We start from the raw sequence: 14,556 nt of genomic DNA, 5'->3' as shown, positions 1-14,556 counted from the left end.
GGAATCAGACAGCGTACAATCGAGCTTGTCGAACTCCTCGGTAGGTGACACGCTCTGAACCGGACGGACCAAGACGGATACAGTGGTGAGCGATGGCGGGAGTAAGTGTTGCAGATCAATAGCGACGATACAGTATTTAAAAGGACATGAGCGATGGCGACGGCCACTTATAAATGAACACGGCGGTGGCGCGCCCCGGTGAGCGGCCCGCAGGGCCGCGAATCGACGGTGCGAGGGAGTCGCTGGCGCCTTATAAGGCGCCAGCGACGAGGCTGGGGAGGCGTGAGGCTGTGCGGTTGCGGTCGGGTGGGACTCAAAGGGGCAGCAGCGAGGGCTTCACCGCGTCGTCGACGACGTATAAACAGCCGTCAGCAACATCACTTGATCGCTTATAAACAACCGTTTCACAAATTCGCTATACCTACTCCCGCTATCGATCAAGAACCAGATTCTTTCTGGCTCCTTCTACGGCTCTCTCAAGCCGCCGGGATCCCCATCGTCACCGTCGTACCGGTGTCGCCGTCGCTCGCGCCCTCGTCGTCCGCCCGCGTCGTCTCGATCGAGAGCCACCCGTCGAACGCGTCGGCGGTCGCCCGGACGATCCAGAGTCCGAGCCCGCTTCCGTGCTCAAGTTGCGTCTCCGGGTCCCGACCGGTGATCACGCGGATCTCGGACTCGTGGATCCCGGGGCCGTCGTCGACGACAGTGATCTCCACGTCGCCGTCGATCTCGCGGGCCGACAGCTCGACCCTGCTCGCGCCGTGTTCGGGCGCGTTCGTCGCGAGCTCCTCGACCGCGGTCGCGAGTCGCTCGTCGGCCAGCGCGGCGCAGGGCTCGGTGTCGACCGCGACGGTCTCGGCGCCGGCGTCGCGGGCGGCCTCAGCGGCGTCCTCCAGCATCGGTTCGACCGGCACCGACTCGCGCTCGCCGGGTCGTCGCTCGAAGGCCGCCTGCAGGCGCTTGGCGTCCTCCGCGAGCCCGCCGATCACGTCGGCGCTCTTCGCCACCGCCTCGGCCGAGTTGCGGAGCTCCGGATCGTCGACGCCCTCGGCGATGAGCGACGCGTGGCCGCCGAGCACCGTCGTCTCGTTGCGGAGGTTGTGCCTGATCATCCGGTTCAGCACGGAGACCCGGCGCTGCTCCTTGGCGAGCTGCTGGGCGCGGACCCGTCGGGCGTCGTAGACGCCGATGATCACGTGCGCGACCGCCCCGATCGCGAGCACCTTCGCGACGGTGAAGGACGGCGCGACCATCGGCGACCCGAGCTGCGCCTGATACCGGATGATCCCGAGCATGATCGCGCCGAGCACCACGATCCCGAAAAGGCTCCAGACGGCGATTCGGACCGCGTTGCGCGTCGTGAACGTACTGCGGTACAGGAGGGCGCCGACGAGTACCAGCGCGACCGAGAGGACCGTCCCCAGCGCCGAGAGGGCGATCCCGATCGGCGGTTCGCCGCCCGAGGCCAGCGGGGTCACGTTCGGGATCAGTAAGACGAACCCGGAAAGCGAGACGAACAGCGCGGCGGCCGCGCGGGCGACTCCGCCCTCGGGACTCTCGGAGACGTGGTCCGGGTCGATCACCCCGAGCGTCACCAACAGTTCTCGTAGTCGTCCCTCTCCCGAATCTCGCGTGTCGTACCGTCCTGCCATCCCATTCGGCGACGGCAGGCCTAAATAAAACGCTTCGCACGCGAGTATCGGCGATGAGATCGAGAAATCAAACTGATGACGGTCCGATGCGCCCCGCGGCCGCGGAACACAAGAGAATTGACCGTCCCCCCGCGAGGGGGAGTATGACCGAGTACTTCGAGGTCCACGAGCGCGACGGCGCCGGCCGGCTCGGTGAGCTCCGGCTCGCCGACCCGGTGACGACGCCGGCGCTCGCGGACCCGTTCCTTGAGGACGCGGGCAGTCTCTGGGCCGGCGCCCGCGAGGTTCCCGACGGCGACGAGGGGTCGCTCACCGTCCTGCCGCATCGCGCGTTCCCGGCGGGGACCCGCGAAGAGGTCCGCGAGTCGTTCGCGGTCGATCACCCCGACGTCGACTATCCCTCAGCCGCGGTCGTCGACAGCGAGAGCGCCCGCGACGCCGGCGCCGACGCGTACGTCCTCGCGGACGCCTCCGGGTTCGTCGGCCACGGCGAGGCGTTCCGCGACGCGATCGTGGCGGCGAAAGAGGCCCTCCCGGCCGACACCGCCCTCACGCTGTCGGGCGTCGCCACGCCCCGGAACGTCGCGCTCCTCGCGTACGCCGGCGTCGACCTCGTGGACGCGACGCTCGCGCGGACGAAGGGGACGCAGGGGATGTACTGCACCGCCGACGCCGAGCACTTCCTCGAAGACCTCGACGAGCTGCCGTGCGCCTGCCCGGCCTGCGCGGGGCCCCGCGAGGAGTTCACCCGCGCCGACTGCGCCGAACACAACGTCAACGCCCTCCGCGCCGAGCTACGGCGGGTCCGCGAGCGGATCCGGGCGGGTCGCCTGCGCGACTACATCGAGGGACAGGCCCGTCACGAGCAGTGGCTCACGGCCGCGTTCCGCGAGTTCGACGACCAGTGGGGATACCTCGAAGAGCGGACGCCCCTCATGCGCGACGCCGAGGTGACCGCGGCGACAGCCGAGACGCTCGACCGCGTCGAGATCCGGCGGTTCGCCGACCGCGTCACGAGCCGGTATCGGAATCGGTTCACGGACCAGCCGCTCGTCCTCGTGCCCTGTTCGGCGACCAAGCCGTACAGCGACTCCCAGAGCCACGGGCAGTTCCACGACGCGATCCAGTGGCGCGGTCACACCGTCTCGATGACCTCGCCGATCGGCGTGGTCCCCCAAGAGCTGGAGACGACCTACCCGGCACAGCACTACGACGCGGTCGTCACGGGCGACTGGAGCGAAGACGAGATCGGGTTCGTCGCGGAGGTGCTCCGCCGGTACTTGGAGCGGAACGACTACTCCCGCGTCATCGCGCACGTCCCGGACCACGGCTACCGCGAGATCTGCGAGCGCGTCGAGAGCGACCCCGCGATCGATATCCCCTTCGAGTACACCTGCGTCGGCCATCCGACCAGCGACGAGTCGCTCGGGGAGCTGAACGCGACCCTGCAGGGCGAGCCCGCATACAGCAAGCGCGAGCGCGAGCACAACACGGTCCGGGCGCTCGCCGACTACCTGCTCGGCGACGGCGCCGGCGACGAGCTGTTCGGCGGCCCCGGCGAGGCGGACATCCGGACTACCGGGCGCTACCCCAAACTGCAGGTGTGGGGCGACGATCCCGACGCCGGCCGCGAGGGCGAGCCGGGCGAGCAGCTCGCGACGATGGTGCCGCAGTACGGCACTCTCTCCTTCACTCTCGCCGGCGCGCGTCGCTGGGCCGAGAGCGACGCCCCGACCAAGCGGGTCGAGATCGACCCGTTCGTCCCGCACGGCTCCGTGCTCGCGCCGGGCGTCGTCGACGCGGACGACGACATCCGCGTCGGCGACGAGGTCGTCATCGAGGGACCGAAGGCGTTCGGGGTCGGCCGCGCCGAGATGTCCGGCCCGGAGATGGTCGACTCGACGCGCGGCGTCGCCAGCGAAGTCCGGCACGTCGACGAAAAGTAGCGAGCGGGAGCACGGAAGGCGATCGCCTTCCGACGGTGCCGTGCGGGGCGGGACTCAAAGGGCTCGCCTCACGCCTGAGACTTTGGAGATGTCCGTCCCGTCACCGGGGAACCGCTTATAAACCAACGGGTGAGTCTTCGAAAATCGCGGAGTCAGATCGGCGGCAACGATCCGGCTCCGATCAACCTTGCCTACGCCAGGAAGACGTGCCGCGGTCGATCCGCCAGCACCTCGCGTCCCCACTGGACGGTCTCGCGGAACTCGTCGGAGCCGAAGAACGCCATCGCGTCCTCCTTCGCGTGCCACTGGCTGGCGATGAACATGTCGTTCTCGTCCTCGACGTTCATCATCAGGTCCGTCTCGACGTGGCCGTCCATCTCCGCGAGGATCTCGCCCACGTCGTCGAACGTGTCGGTGAAGTCCCCCTGATGCTCCGGCTTGACGGTGTAGAACATCCCCATCGTGCCGAAGCCGGATTCCTCGCCGGCACGGGCGACGATCTCCGGCAGCTCCGAGAGGAAGCCGGCGGCGGTCTCCGCGGCGGAGGCCGTGTCCCAGATGGAGACGACTGCGGCGCGGTCGGTGACGCGCCCCTCGTACACCGCCGTCTTCACGTGGGTGCCGTAGTGGTCGAAGTTGCCGCGGAGCCCCTCGACCTCGTCGAACAGCTCGTCCACGTCGGCCTCGCTGTACAGCACGGTCGCGTACACGTCCTCGCCGCTGGGCTTCCCGGCGTAGATGTCGAGATCCGCGAGTTCGCCGCGGATGTCGGCGTCCGAGGCGTCGTCGCCGCCTTCGCCGTCCTCCTCGCCCGCGTGCGGATGGTCGCCCTCGCCGCTCGCCTCCCCCTCGCCGTGGGGGTGATCGCCGTGCGCGGAGCCGCCGCCGGAGCCGGCGTGGTCGTGTCCCCCGCCGTGATCAGCACCGTGGTCGCCGCCCTCGCCGTGGTGCCCGCCCTCGCCGTGGTGCCCGCCCTCGCCGTGAGCGTGCCCGCTCTCACCGTGTCCGCCTTCGTCTCCGTCACCCTCGCCCGTCGGTACCGTCTCCCCCGCGAGGTACGCGCCCAGATCCGCGGGCGGGAACCGGCGACCGATGTAGAATTCGCCGAACTCGCCGTACCGCGAGGAGGCGGGATCGAACCGCATCTCGTAGACGATGTCCTTGATGTCGGTCGGGTCCGAGCCGAACAGCGTGACGCCCCACTCGTGATCGTCAAGGCCGACCGAGGACGCGATCACCTGCTTGATCTTGCCCGCGTACTCCTTGCCGACCTCGCCGTGGTCGGCCATGAGGTCGGCGCGGTCCTCGAAGGAGAGGTCGTACCAGTTGTACTCCTCGCCGCGGCGCTTGCTCATCGGGTAGAAGCAGACGTACTCGTCGTCCGGGATCTCCGGCGTCAGCTTCCCCTCGATGTAGCGTTTGAGGCCCGCGTCGACTGACTCAGGATTCTCGAAGTACTCGTCGGAGACGTAGCCGGAGACCTCGGTGACGGAGACGTAGGAGGTCGTCTGCTCCGTGAACTTCGCGAGCGCGGTGTTCTCGAACCGGCGCTCGATCGACGACAGGTCGTCGAGCGCGGGACGGAAGTGGACGAACAGCAGGTCGGCCTTGTGCCCGAGCACGGAGAACAGCCCGGAGTCGCCCTCGTCGGAGTCGGCGACCTGTTCGCGATGTCGCAGGAAGCGCTTCCCCTCCTCGATCGCCCGTTCACGCTCTCGCTCGGGGGCGTCGCGCCACGCGTCCCAGTCGACGGACCGGAAGTCGTGCAGCGCGAACCACCCCTCCTCGGTCTGTGGAGCCTCGACCATACCTCCGCTTGGGTCGCCGGGGCTTTGGGGTTTGCGAGTCGTCGGCGTCCCGTCTCCGGGACGGAAGTCGTCTCGACGAGTTGAAAAGTCATACTTGTGAAAACTCCAACAGGATTAATCGTGATTAGCGCGTTGGTAGCGCATGGCAATCGCTCGGCACGAACGCGGAGTACGGGCTGACCTCCGAGCGTTGCTCTCGCAGGTCCACCCGGTGTTCATGCTGCCGCCGCTCGCGGCCTCGTGGTTCGGGGCCGCTGTCGCCGGCGAGTTCGCGCTCTCGGCCGGTGCGATCCACATGACCGCGATCTTCTTCGCGGTGTACACGGCGCACGTGAAGGACGGCTACGTCGACTTCCACCGACGCGGCGAGGACGACGACCACCCGATGACGGTCCACGGCTGTCGACGCTCCCTCCTCGCCGCCGGCGTCGGCTTCGCCGCCTGTACGCTCGCGCTCGGCGCTCTCGTCGGCCGGGGCGCCGCGCTCGTCACCCTGCCGACGTGGGTCATCGGGTACCTCCACGCGCCGCAGCTCGACACGAACCCGATCACCACGACGCTGGGGTACCCGACCGGGATCGCCCTCGCGCTGCTCGGCGGGTTCTACGTCCAGACGGCCGCGGTGACCGGAACGATACTCGGATTCGCGCTCGTCTTCCTCGTGACGCTCGCCGGCGTGAAGATCATCGACGACGAACAGGACTACGCGTACGACCGGTCGATCGACAAGCGGACCGTCTCGGTGCTGCTCGGCCGACGGCGGGCCCGGACGCTGGCGTTCTCCCTCCTGATGATCGGGCTGGTCGGCGTGCTCTGGGGGACGGTCGCCGGGCTGTTCCCGCCGTCGGCGCCGGCCGCGGCGCTCGCTTTCGGCTCGGTGGCGCTGGTGGCCAGTCGGGCGAACCCGACGATCGCGACGATGCTGCTGATCCGCGGCGCCTACGTCTTCCTGGCGCTCCTGCTCGTGGCCGTCTGGTTCCGGCCGCTGTCGGGCGCCGCGCTCCCGGACATCACCGTTCTCGGACCGTACACGTACCTCGCCACTGAGGTCGTCTTCGGCGCGGTCGCGGTCGGCCTGCTCCGCTACGCCGGCGCGCTCCGCGGGGCGGCCCGGACGATCGCCGCCCTGTATCCGGTCGCGTACCTCTGGGACTGGTACACGCTGGAGGTCGGCGTCTTCGAGATCACGCTGCGAACCGGGTACGACCTGTTCGGGATCCCGATCGAGGAGCATCTCTTCATGGTCGTCGTGCCGGCGCTCGTCCTCGGCCTCCACGAGACAATCCGGACGCTCTCGGCCGAGTCTGACGACGCGTCTCGGAGCGACTCTCGTCCGTGAACGGGCCACCGACGGCGATGACAGTCCGGACGGCGACGGCGACGGCTGCGCCCGCGCTACCGATCGATGAGTCGCCCGAGTATCCCGCCCGGTAGCCCGGCGCGAATCAGGCGGTCGTACAGCCGGTCGGGGAGCACCGCGGCCAGCCGCGGGAGCCAGCGCGCGCGGCGGCTCACCCGGTAGACGGCCCGCGGCCGCTCGGTCGTGGCCGCGACGACGATGCGCTCGACCACGGTCTCCAGGTCCGTCGCGGCGGGCGCGTACCCCTCGAACGCCCGATAGGCGTCGGCGTAGGGGCCATCGGAATCCGTGTCCGCGTTCCGCTCCGCGAGCCCCGCAGCCGCGCGCTCGTTGAATCCGGTCGGGACCGGCCCCGGCTCGACGAACGCGACCGTTACGTCGCGGGGCTCGACCTCGCGGCGAAGGGCGTCGGCGTACCCGCGCAGCCCGGCCTTCGCGGCGCTGTAGGCGCCGTGATAGGGGAGCGCGGTCGACCCGACCATCGACCCGACCACGATGATCCGGCCGTCGCGCTCTCGGATCGACGGGAGAGACGCCCGGACGACGGTGTGGACCGCGGTCAGGTTCGTGTCGATCTGGCGGCGGAACGACTCGACGGTGGTGTCCTCGATCGCCGCGATCTCGTACCCGCCGACGCAGGAGACGACGCGGTCCAACTCGCGGTCGGCGAGCAGCGCCTCGACCGCGTCGCCGTCGCGCAGGTCGAGCGCGTGCGTCTCCGCGGCCTCGGGGAGGGCCGCCAGCCCCGCGGCGTCGCGGTCGACCCCGATCACGTCGTGGCCGGCGGCCGCGAGCGTTCGCACGACGCCGCCACCTATCCCGCCGGCCGCTCCGGTCACGAGGACGCGCATGGGGAGCGGTAGCACTCCGAAACGGGTGACGCTGGCGGTTCGAGTCGGTGGCGGGGCTCCGGTCCGCCCGAACTCTCGGTCCGCGAGGGCCGCGCCCCCGAAGGCATATACCGCCGACCCGCGACTACTCGACGTATGTCCACCGACGAACCGTCCGTCCCGATCGTGTGCACCGAGTGCGAGACGGAGACCAGCGTCCCGCTGTCCGACGTGGCGGACACGCTCGCCAAACACAACGACGGGAAACACGACGGGGAGGAGATCGCGGAGGTCGATCCGGCGCTGAAAGACCAACTCGCGGACCTCGTCGCGGAGGACCTCGGCCTCTTCGACGAGGCCTGACGGGCCTGACAGGATGAGCGGAGAGAACCGTGAGAGCGACTGAAAATCGGAACGAGCGAAGCGGAGTCGTCAGTCGTTCTGCGCGAGCGCGCCCTTCGGATGCCCCTTGTGCTGGAGGTTCCGGTTGTCACGCTTGCGCGTCGCCGTCGCGGGAATGACCTCGTCGACCGCGTCGCGCGGGCGCCCGGTGTAGCCGTGCTCCGGGTGCTCGGCGCAGTGCGCCATCGCGTCGTGGGACCCTTCCCACGGGCCCTCGTCGCAGCCGTCCGCCGTGCAGACGAACACTATATCATCGGACATGTTGACCGACTGTTCAGACCGGGTCTATAAAAACGCCACAGTCAAATTATCAAGTAGGATAACGGAGGCGAACTGTGGAGAAACCGAGGGAGTGAGAAAGTGGGAACGGTACGGTGCTGTTCGAACCCTCAGTAGCTGCCGTTTTTCCCAGTCCCCCTCAATACGGGCGTCGTGACGAGCGATTGCGGGAGTGGGTGTAGTACATCGCGAGTGAGGTTGTTTATACGTGATCGAGTGGTGTTGCTGTCGGCTGTTTATCCGTGAGCGATGGTGCTGCGGTGAAGACTCGCAAAGCCCCAGCCGCCCGCAACCGCACCGCCGGAAGACGTTTCTGCTCGCTTCGCTGCGCGGGCTGCGACTTCCGTGCTCCCGCTCGCGTTGCTCGCGGGACCGCAGCCTCACGCCTCCCCAGCCTCGTCGGTGGTCCTTCGCTTCGCTTCGGACCACCGACTCCCTCGCGGGCTGCTCGCGCCCGGTGGGCGCTCGCAGGCGCGCCACCGCATCATTCTTTATAAGCAATCGTCGCTGCCGCTCGTGGGCGTTTAAATACTCTATCGCTACCACCGATCTGCAATACTCACTCCGGGTATCGATCAAGGAGCGGGTTTCATCGAACTGTCATTTCATGCGATGATCCGGCTGAAAAGCGGATTTTAACAGAACTAAAAAGGGAGAAAACGACCGTCGCAGACGCGGCGATCAGTCGCTGAGAGCCGGCGCGGCGGAGAGTTCCACGCTCGTCCCGCCGTCACGACAGGTCTCAAGGGCGTGTTTGGCCGCGTAGCCCGCCTCGTGGGCGGAGGCGCCGCGGCCGACCCCGACCTGCAGTTCGATGTCGGCGTCGTCGGCCACGTGCGCGACCGCGTCGGCGAACGCCCCCTCGGGCAGGTCCGGGCAGACGGCGATGATGTTGTCGCCGCCGACGAAAAAGGAGAGGGCGCCGTGCGTCTCGCGGAGGTACCGCGTCAGCGAGCCGTAGGCGCGCTCGACGTTCAGGAACGTGTCGAACTCGTTGAGCCGGTCGGTGTACTTCCCGGTCACGTCCACCACGTCGAAGTGGGCGATCTGGAGGTCCGAGGGGTCGGTCTCGGTGAGGTAGTCGCCGGCAAGCACCTCGGTCCGGCCCTCGTCTTGCGCGCTCCCTTCAGTCTGGAGCAGGCGGTTCGCGGCCTCTAAGGCGTCGATCGGCCGATCGGCGACCCCGGTCCCGAGGCTGACGCTCACGGGGTAGCGGTTCCCGATGGACTCCTGAAGCGCCGCGTGGGCCGCGCCGTCGACGCCGTTCGTCACGGCGATCATGTTGTCGTAGCGGGTGGAGAAGACGTAGGCGTCCCGCGGACCCATGAACTGGGCGATATCGGCGAAGAGCCGCGACTGGAGGGCTTGGAGGTCCATCTCCCGGCGAGGCTCCGGCGTCACAGTCCACGGCCCGTAGTTGTCGATCTGGACCAGCGTCACCTGAGTCGTCGTCACAGTGAGCGCAGGTTGGGAACGGTCCCGCTTTACGCTTCCGTTATCCCGAAGGTGGAACCGGTATCGGATATGGAACGAGATCGATCGCGGTAGTCAGAGGCGGTCGGGCGCAGGCGGGGCGCCGCAACCCCTACGGCGGTGGCGCCCCGATTCCTCCTATGGAGTTCAGCGGCGCCGTCCTCGACGTGGACGGCACGGTCGTGCGAGGCGACGATCCGATCCCCGGCGCACCGGCGGGCTACCGACGGCTCCGCGAGGCCGGCACCGAGACGCTGTTCGTCTCGAACAACCCGACGAAGGCCCCGCCTGCGTACGTCGACCGACTCGGTGCCGCGGGCTACGAGGTCGATGCGGAGCAGGTGTTCACCGCCGGGACCGTGACGACGCGGTACCTGCGTGGGCGCCACGCGGACGACGAGCTGCTGTGTATCGGCGCCCCGGGGCTGGTCGACCAGTTCGAGGCGGCCGGGCTCGCGACGACCGACGACGTTGACGCCGCGGACGCGCTCGTCGCCTCGATCGACCGCGAGTTCGACTACGGCGATCTCTGTACGGCGCTGTGGGCGCTCGAACGCGACATCCCCTTCATCGGGACCGACCCCGACGTGGTTATCCCGGCGCCCGAGCGCGACGTGCCGGGCTCCGGGGCCGTGATCAACGCGATCGCGGGGGTCGCCGAGCGCGAGCCGGACGCGGTCCTCGGGAAGCCCTCGGACACCGCGATCGAGATGGTCCACGAGCGGCTCCCGTACCCTCCTGAGGAGTGTCTCGTCGTCGGCGACCGTCTCGACACCGACATCGCGCTCGGCGAGCGCGCCGGGATGACCACCGCGCTCGTGCTGTCCGGCGTCACCGACGAGGCGGCCGTCGCGGACGCGAGCGTCTCGCCGGACTACGTGCTCGGCGACCTCGGCGAGATCGACCGCATCATCGACTGAGAGTCGGTGGTGCGGTGCGTCGACCCCTTAAACCGCCGATCGCATCGCTTCCCTCCGTGACCCCGACCCTGGAACCGACCACTTCCGCCTCGTGGGCAACACTTATCGCGGAGAGTTGTCTTCGTCAGAGTATGAGAGACGTTGCCTCACACGAGAACGGGACGACCGACGACGAGAAAGACCCGGAACGGGCCGTCCGCGTGATCGAGGGGCACGCGGTGCAGTTCAACGAGTACCGCTACTGAACGTCGGATCCGCGCCACGGGGAAACCGCGCGACTGCGCGGCGACCGTCTGTCGGCGGCACCGAGGCGCTGTCGGGAGCGTTAAGTGCGCGTCGCAGGTATCCGAGGGTGTGATACGGAGGCTTCGACGGGCGAGTATCTTCGCCGCGGTGGCCGCGATCGCCGTCCTCGCGCCGTCGCTCGGCGACGCCGCCGCCGTGCCGTTCCTCGCCGTCGCCGGCCTCGCCTTCTTCGGGGTCCGCGACGGCGAGTGGTTCGAGACGCTCGCCCTCCCGGGCGACCGCGAGGAAGAACGCCTCTACGGCTTCGTCGCGTTCGCGCTCGCGGCCGCCGGCCTCGCGCTGTTCGCCTCCCTCCCCCGCGCCCCGCTTCCCTACGAAGCGTTCGCCGCGGCGACGCTCGCGGTCGGCTGCGGCCGCCTCGGCCGAGCGGTCGTCGCCGGACGTTCTACCGACGAGTTCTCCCTCGTAGCGGGGTACGTCGCCGGCGGCACGCTCGGCGCCCTCGCCGGGCAGGTCGGCGTGCTGCTCCAGACGGGCGGGACCGACCTCATCGACGGCCTCCCCGAGATCGTCTTCCTCGCGGCCGTGGCCGCGCTCACGGCGGCGCTCGTCAGATCGCTCGTGTTCGACCGAGACGCACACATCACGGTCATCCTCGTCGCGTTCGCCGTCTGGGGGTTCGTCGCGGTGGACCCGACCGTCACCGTCCCGGTCGTCGCCTTCGGGCTGGCAGTGACCGGCGCGCTCGGCTACGTCTCGTTCGCGCTCGGGACGGCCTCCGTTCCCGGCATGCTGACGGGGGTGTTGTCCGCGCTACTGGCCGTCGTCCTCGGCGGCGTCGGGTGGTTCGCCACGCTCATGTCGTTTTACGCGATCGGCGGGTTGGCCTCGAAGTACCGCTTCGACGAGAAGGCGAACCGGGGCGTCGCACAGGAGAACGAGGGCGCCCGCGGCACCGGGAACGTGCTGGCGAACTCGGCGGTCGCGCTCGTCGCCGTCGTCGGCTACGCGGCGACCGCCCACGTCGGCGTGCCGGGCGCGCTCTTCGGCTTCGCGTTCGCGGGCGCGACCGCGACCGCGATGGCCGACACGCTCTCCTCGGAGATCGGCGGGCTCTTCGACGGTCCCCGGCTGGTGACCACCCTACGGCGCGTCGAACCGGGCACCGACGGCGCGGTGACGTGGCAGGGCGAGCTGGCCGGGCTCGCGGGCGCGCTCCTCGTCGCCGGCCTCGCCGCGTTCGGGATGCCGATCGGCGACGCGGTCGCCGGCGGAGGGATCGTCGCCCTCGCGGGCGTCGCGGGGATGACCGTCGACAGCCTCCTCGGCGCGCTGATCGAGGGCGAGCGGATCGGCAACCAGGCGGTGAACTTCCTCGCGACGCTGTCGGGAGCGATCGTCGCTGTCGCCGCTGCCCTCGCGCTCGGGGTGGGCGCGTGAGATGACGAGGGAGCCGCCCGGGGATCGTCACGGCGCCGACGACCGCCCCGCCTCCGACGACCGCCCCGCCTCCGACGACCGCCCCGCCGACCGCCCTGCCCCCGATCCCAGAGTCCGCGCCGCCCGCCCGGCCGACGCCGCCCGGATCCGAGAGCTACAGGACCACCTCCGACAGCCCAACCCGGACCTGCTGGAGTACGGGCTCGCGGTCGGGTCGGCGCTCGTCAGCGTCGCCGACGGGCGGGCGGTCGGCTATCTGCTGCCGGTCGACGCGCCGAACCGCCCCGGCGTCCACCTCGCCGAGCTCGCGATCGACCCGAACTATCGTCGAGAAGGCCGTGCTCGCGGGCTACTCGCGGCCGTCATCGCTGACGCGACCGGTCCCGTGACGCTGCAGGCGCACCCCGACAACGACGCCGCGCTGGCGCTGTACGAGGGACTGGAGTTCGAGGTCGTCGACCGGCGCGCCGACGCGTACGCCGACGGCGACGCGCTGGTGCTGCGTCGGGAGTAGGGAACAGACAAAAGGACTATTCGAGCCCCACGCGTCCGGCGAGACATGACCGACGCCGACGCGGGAGAGGAGGCTATCGAGGTGGACTTCGGCGACGACGGGCTCGTCCCGGCAATTGCGCAGGACGCCGACTCGGGCGAGGTGCTGATGCTCGCGTACGTCTCGCCGGCGGCGCTCGAACGGACCCGCGAGACGGGAGAGGCGCACTACTACTCACGGTCGCGCGACGAGCTGTGGCACAAGGGCGGCTCCTCCGGACACACGCAAGCGGTCCGCGAAGTGCGGGTCGACTGCGACGCCGACACCCTGCTGTACCTCGTCGACCAGAACGTGGGGGCGTGTCACACGGGACACCGCTCCTGTTTCCATCGGACGATCGAGGGGGAGAACGTCGGCGAGCGCGTCTTCGACCCGGACGAGGTGTACTGAATGAGCGGCGCGGGGGCGACGACCGGCGCGGAGGAAACCGATCCCGTCCGCGAGGCGGGCGAGTCGGCCGCGACGCTGCGCGAGCGCTACGACGAGCTCGCCCGGATCGAGGGTCGGATCGCCGACCTCGGGCGGGACCGGATCGAGACCGCCGCCGACGCGTACCGCCGGGCACACCGCGTGCTCGACCAGTACGAGGGGGACGCGGTCGGCACCGGCGACTTCGGCTCGTACGTCCAGTTCCGCGGGGAGTTCGACGAGGCGGTCGACGTCGACGACGACGCGCTCGCGGCCGACGCGTTCGCCGCCGCGGACGAGGCGGTCGACAAGCGCCGACTCTCGGAGTCCGACTTCGCCGCCGCCCGCGAGGCGCTGGAGCCGGCCGGCGAGTACGTCGACCTGCTCGCCGACCGCGACGAGGCCCTCGACGACTACCGCGCCGCGCGGAAGGCGGCTCGCCAGGCGAAGAAAGCGCTCGACGCTCGGCTCGACGAGCTGCGCGAGGTCGCCGACATGGCCGACGCCGACCTCGGCGCCGACGTGGACCGGCTCCGCGAGCCGATCGAGTCGTACAACGACGCGGTCCGCGAGGCGTTCCGCGAGTTCTACAAGTCGGCGTCGGCCCGAGACGCCTTCTCGTTCCTCGACCGCGCCGACGGCACCCCGTTCGTCGACGCCGACGTGCCGCCGACAGACCTCCGCGAGTACGTCGCCGAGTACGAGGCGGGGGAGGAGCCCCTCCCGACCCTCTTGGAGTACGCCGACTACTCGAACTCGAAGCTGGAACACTACGTCGACGACCCCGGCGCCCTCCGGACTGCGGTCGCGGTTCACCGCACGTACGTCGAGCGACTCGACGCCGAGCCGCTGACGCTCGACTGGCCGCCGGCGGGCGGCGACGAGCTGGCATACGAGATCGACGAGCTGATCCCCCTCGTCTCGCGGGTCGCCGACGACGAGACGGTGGCGACGCTCCGATCGGTCCGCGACCTCGCGCGCGACGAGGAGTACGAGCGACTCCGCCGCGCGGCCGCGGTGCGCGACGCGCTCGACGACCCCGAACTGCGGCTTTTAAAGGAGGACGTCATCGACGATCGAGTACGCGAGGCGGAGCGGACGCTGTCGGTCGTCGAAGACGTGCTGGCGGAGACTGAGCGAGAGTAATCCGTTTTGACATCCTCCTCCGCCTGAAGGCGGAGGAATCCCGAGCGGTGGGAGTTTCAGGTTCGCAACCATGACTCCGACTGCGGCGGTGGG

At 69.6% G+C, this 14,556-nt stretch carries 13 protein-coding genes; 8 read left to right on the top strand and 5 right to left on the bottom strand.

Going from position 1 to position 14,556, the window contains the following annotated elements:
* Positions 1 to 476 precede the first annotated feature (476 nt).
* Entirely contained in the window at positions 477 to 1,652 is a 1,176-nt protein-coding gene (locus ACP96_RS03125; RefSeq protein ID WP_050032150.1) for a sensor histidine kinase, read from the bottom strand.
* A 143-nt stretch (positions 1,653 to 1,795) separates the two neighbouring features.
* On the opposite strand from ACP96_RS03125, the gene arcS reads away from it, so the two are divergent.
* A complete protein-coding gene (gene arcS, locus ACP96_RS03120) occupies positions 1,796 to 3,598 on the top strand; it encodes an archaeosine synthase subunit alpha (protein ID WP_050032149.1) in 1,803 nt (600 codons plus the stop codon).
* Between the two features lie 191 nt (positions 3,599 to 3,789).
* Here the strand turns inward: arcS and ACP96_RS03115 are convergent, their stop codons facing one another.
* Entirely contained in the window at positions 3,790 to 5,406 is a 1,617-nt protein-coding gene (locus tag ACP96_RS03115; RefSeq protein ID WP_050032147.1) for a heme-binding protein, read from the bottom strand.
* Positions 5,407 to 5,548: 142 nt separating this feature from the next.
* Here ACP96_RS03115 and ACP96_RS03110 point away from each other — a divergent pair, with 142 nt between their 5' ends.
* Positions 5,549 to 6,745 (top strand): UbiA family prenyltransferase, encoded by a 1,197-nt coding sequence (locus ACP96_RS03110; protein ID WP_050032146.1) that lies wholly within the window; start codon positions 5,549 to 5,551, stop codon positions 6,743 to 6,745.
* Between the two features lie 56 nt (positions 6,746 to 6,801).
* Here ACP96_RS03110 and ACP96_RS03105 read toward each other — a convergent pair whose 3' ends face one another.
* Positions 6,802 to 7,617 (bottom strand): SDR family NAD(P)-dependent oxidoreductase, encoded by an 816-nt coding sequence (locus tag ACP96_RS03105; RefSeq protein ID WP_050032144.1) that lies wholly within the window; start codon positions 7,615 to 7,617, stop codon positions 6,802 to 6,804.
* 135 nt (positions 7,618 to 7,752) lie between these two features.
* Between ACP96_RS03105 and ACP96_RS03100 the strand changes: the two genes are divergently transcribed.
* On the top strand, positions 7,753 to 7,959 hold the full coding sequence (locus tag ACP96_RS03100) for a hypothetical protein (RefSeq protein ID WP_050026006.1): 207 nt from the start codon (positions 7,753 to 7,755) through the stop codon (positions 7,957 to 7,959).
* A gap of 69 nt (positions 7,960 to 8,028) precedes the next feature.
* On the opposite strand, the gene ACP96_RS03095 is transcribed toward ACP96_RS03100, so the two are convergent.
* Together ACP96_RS03095 and ACP96_RS03090 are read right to left on the bottom strand one after the other, a co-directional pair.
* Positions 8,029 to 8,259, bottom strand: a complete 231-nt coding sequence (locus tag ACP96_RS03095) for a hypothetical protein (protein ID WP_050026004.1) — start codon at positions 8,257 to 8,259, stop codon at positions 8,029 to 8,031.
* A 699-nt stretch (positions 8,260 to 8,958) separates the two neighbouring features.
* A complete protein-coding gene (locus ACP96_RS03090) occupies positions 8,959 to 9,732 on the bottom strand; it encodes a GTP cyclohydrolase III (protein WP_050032143.1) in 774 nt (257 codons plus the stop codon).
* A gap of 158 nt (positions 9,733 to 9,890) precedes the next feature.
* On the opposite strand from ACP96_RS03090, the gene ACP96_RS03085 reads away from it, so the two are divergent.
* The 5 genes from ACP96_RS03085 (at position 9,891) to ACP96_RS03065 (ending at position 14,463) form a co-directional block, all read left to right on the top strand.
* Positions 9,891 to 10,670, top strand: a complete 780-nt coding sequence (locus ACP96_RS03085) for an HAD-IIA family hydrolase (RefSeq protein WP_050032141.1) — start codon at positions 9,891 to 9,893, stop codon at positions 10,668 to 10,670.
* A gap of 354 nt (positions 10,671 to 11,024) precedes the next feature.
* Positions 11,025 to 12,356 carry a DUF92 domain-containing protein gene (locus ACP96_RS03080; protein WP_050032140.1) on the top strand — a complete coding sequence of 444 codons (1,332 nt, stop codon included), beginning with the start codon at positions 11,025 to 11,027 and terminating at the stop codon, positions 12,354 to 12,356.
* Between the two features lies 1 nt (position 12,357).
* Positions 12,358 to 12,870: a GNAT family N-acetyltransferase gene (locus ACP96_RS03075; RefSeq protein WP_050032139.1), complete on the top strand. Its 513-nt coding sequence runs from the start codon at positions 12,358 to 12,360 to the stop codon at positions 12,868 to 12,870.
* Between the two features lie 45 nt (positions 12,871 to 12,915).
* Entirely contained in the window at positions 12,916 to 13,299 is a 384-nt protein-coding gene (hisI, locus tag ACP96_RS03070; protein ID WP_050027192.1) for a phosphoribosyl-AMP cyclohydrolase, read from the top strand.
* Positions 13,300 to 14,463: a DUF7118 family protein gene (locus ACP96_RS03065; protein WP_050032138.1), complete on the top strand. Its 1,164-nt coding sequence runs from the start codon at positions 13,300 to 13,302 to the stop codon at positions 14,461 to 14,463.
* Positions 14,464 to 14,556 lie beyond the last annotated feature (93 nt).

This window comes from Halorubrum halophilum (genome assembly GCF_000739595.1).
Lineage (GTDB): Archaea > Halobacteriota > Halobacteria > Halobacteriales > Haloferacaceae > Halorubrum > Halorubrum halophilum.
This window is presented reverse-complemented; position numbering and strand designations above follow the sequence as displayed.

Excerpts from the sequence above, each read along its gene's own strand:
- ACP96_RS03095 (WP_050026004.1), bottom strand. The coding sequence starts at position 8,259 with ATGTCCGATGATATAGTGTTCGTCTGCACGGCGGACGGCTGCGACGAG.
- arcS (WP_050032149.1), top strand. The coding sequence starts at position 1,796 with ATGACCGAGTACTTCGAGGTCCACGAGCGCGACGGCGCCGGCCGGCTC.
- ACP96_RS03110 (WP_050032146.1), top strand. The coding sequence starts at position 5,549 with ATGGCAATCGCTCGGCACGAACGCGGAGTACGGGCTGACCTCCGAGCG.
- ACP96_RS03065 (WP_050032138.1), top strand. The coding sequence starts at position 13,300 with ATGAGCGGCGCGGGGGCGACGACCGGCGCGGAGGAAACCGATCCCGTC.
- ACP96_RS03075 (WP_050032139.1), top strand. The coding sequence starts at position 12,358 with ATGACGAGGGAGCCGCCCGGGGATCGTCACGGCGCCGACGACCGCCCC.
- ACP96_RS03100 (WP_050026006.1), top strand. The coding sequence starts at position 7,753 with ATGTCCACCGACGAACCGTCCGTCCCGATCGTGTGCACCGAGTGCGAG.
- ACP96_RS03105 (WP_050032144.1), bottom strand. The coding sequence starts at position 7,617 with ATGCGCGTCCTCGTGACCGGAGCGGCCGGCGGGATAGGTGGCGGCGTC.
- ACP96_RS03125 (WP_050032150.1), bottom strand. The coding sequence starts at position 1,652 with ATGGCAGGACGGTACGACACGCGAGATTCGGGAGAGGGACGACTACGA.
- ACP96_RS03115 (WP_050032147.1), bottom strand. The coding sequence starts at position 5,406 with ATGGTCGAGGCTCCACAGACCGAGGAGGGGTGGTTCGCGCTGCACGAC.
- ACP96_RS03085 (WP_050032141.1), top strand. The coding sequence starts at position 9,891 with ATGGAGTTCAGCGGCGCCGTCCTCGACGTGGACGGCACGGTCGTGCGA.
- hisI (WP_050027192.1), top strand. The coding sequence starts at position 12,916 with ATGACCGACGCCGACGCGGGAGAGGAGGCTATCGAGGTGGACTTCGGC.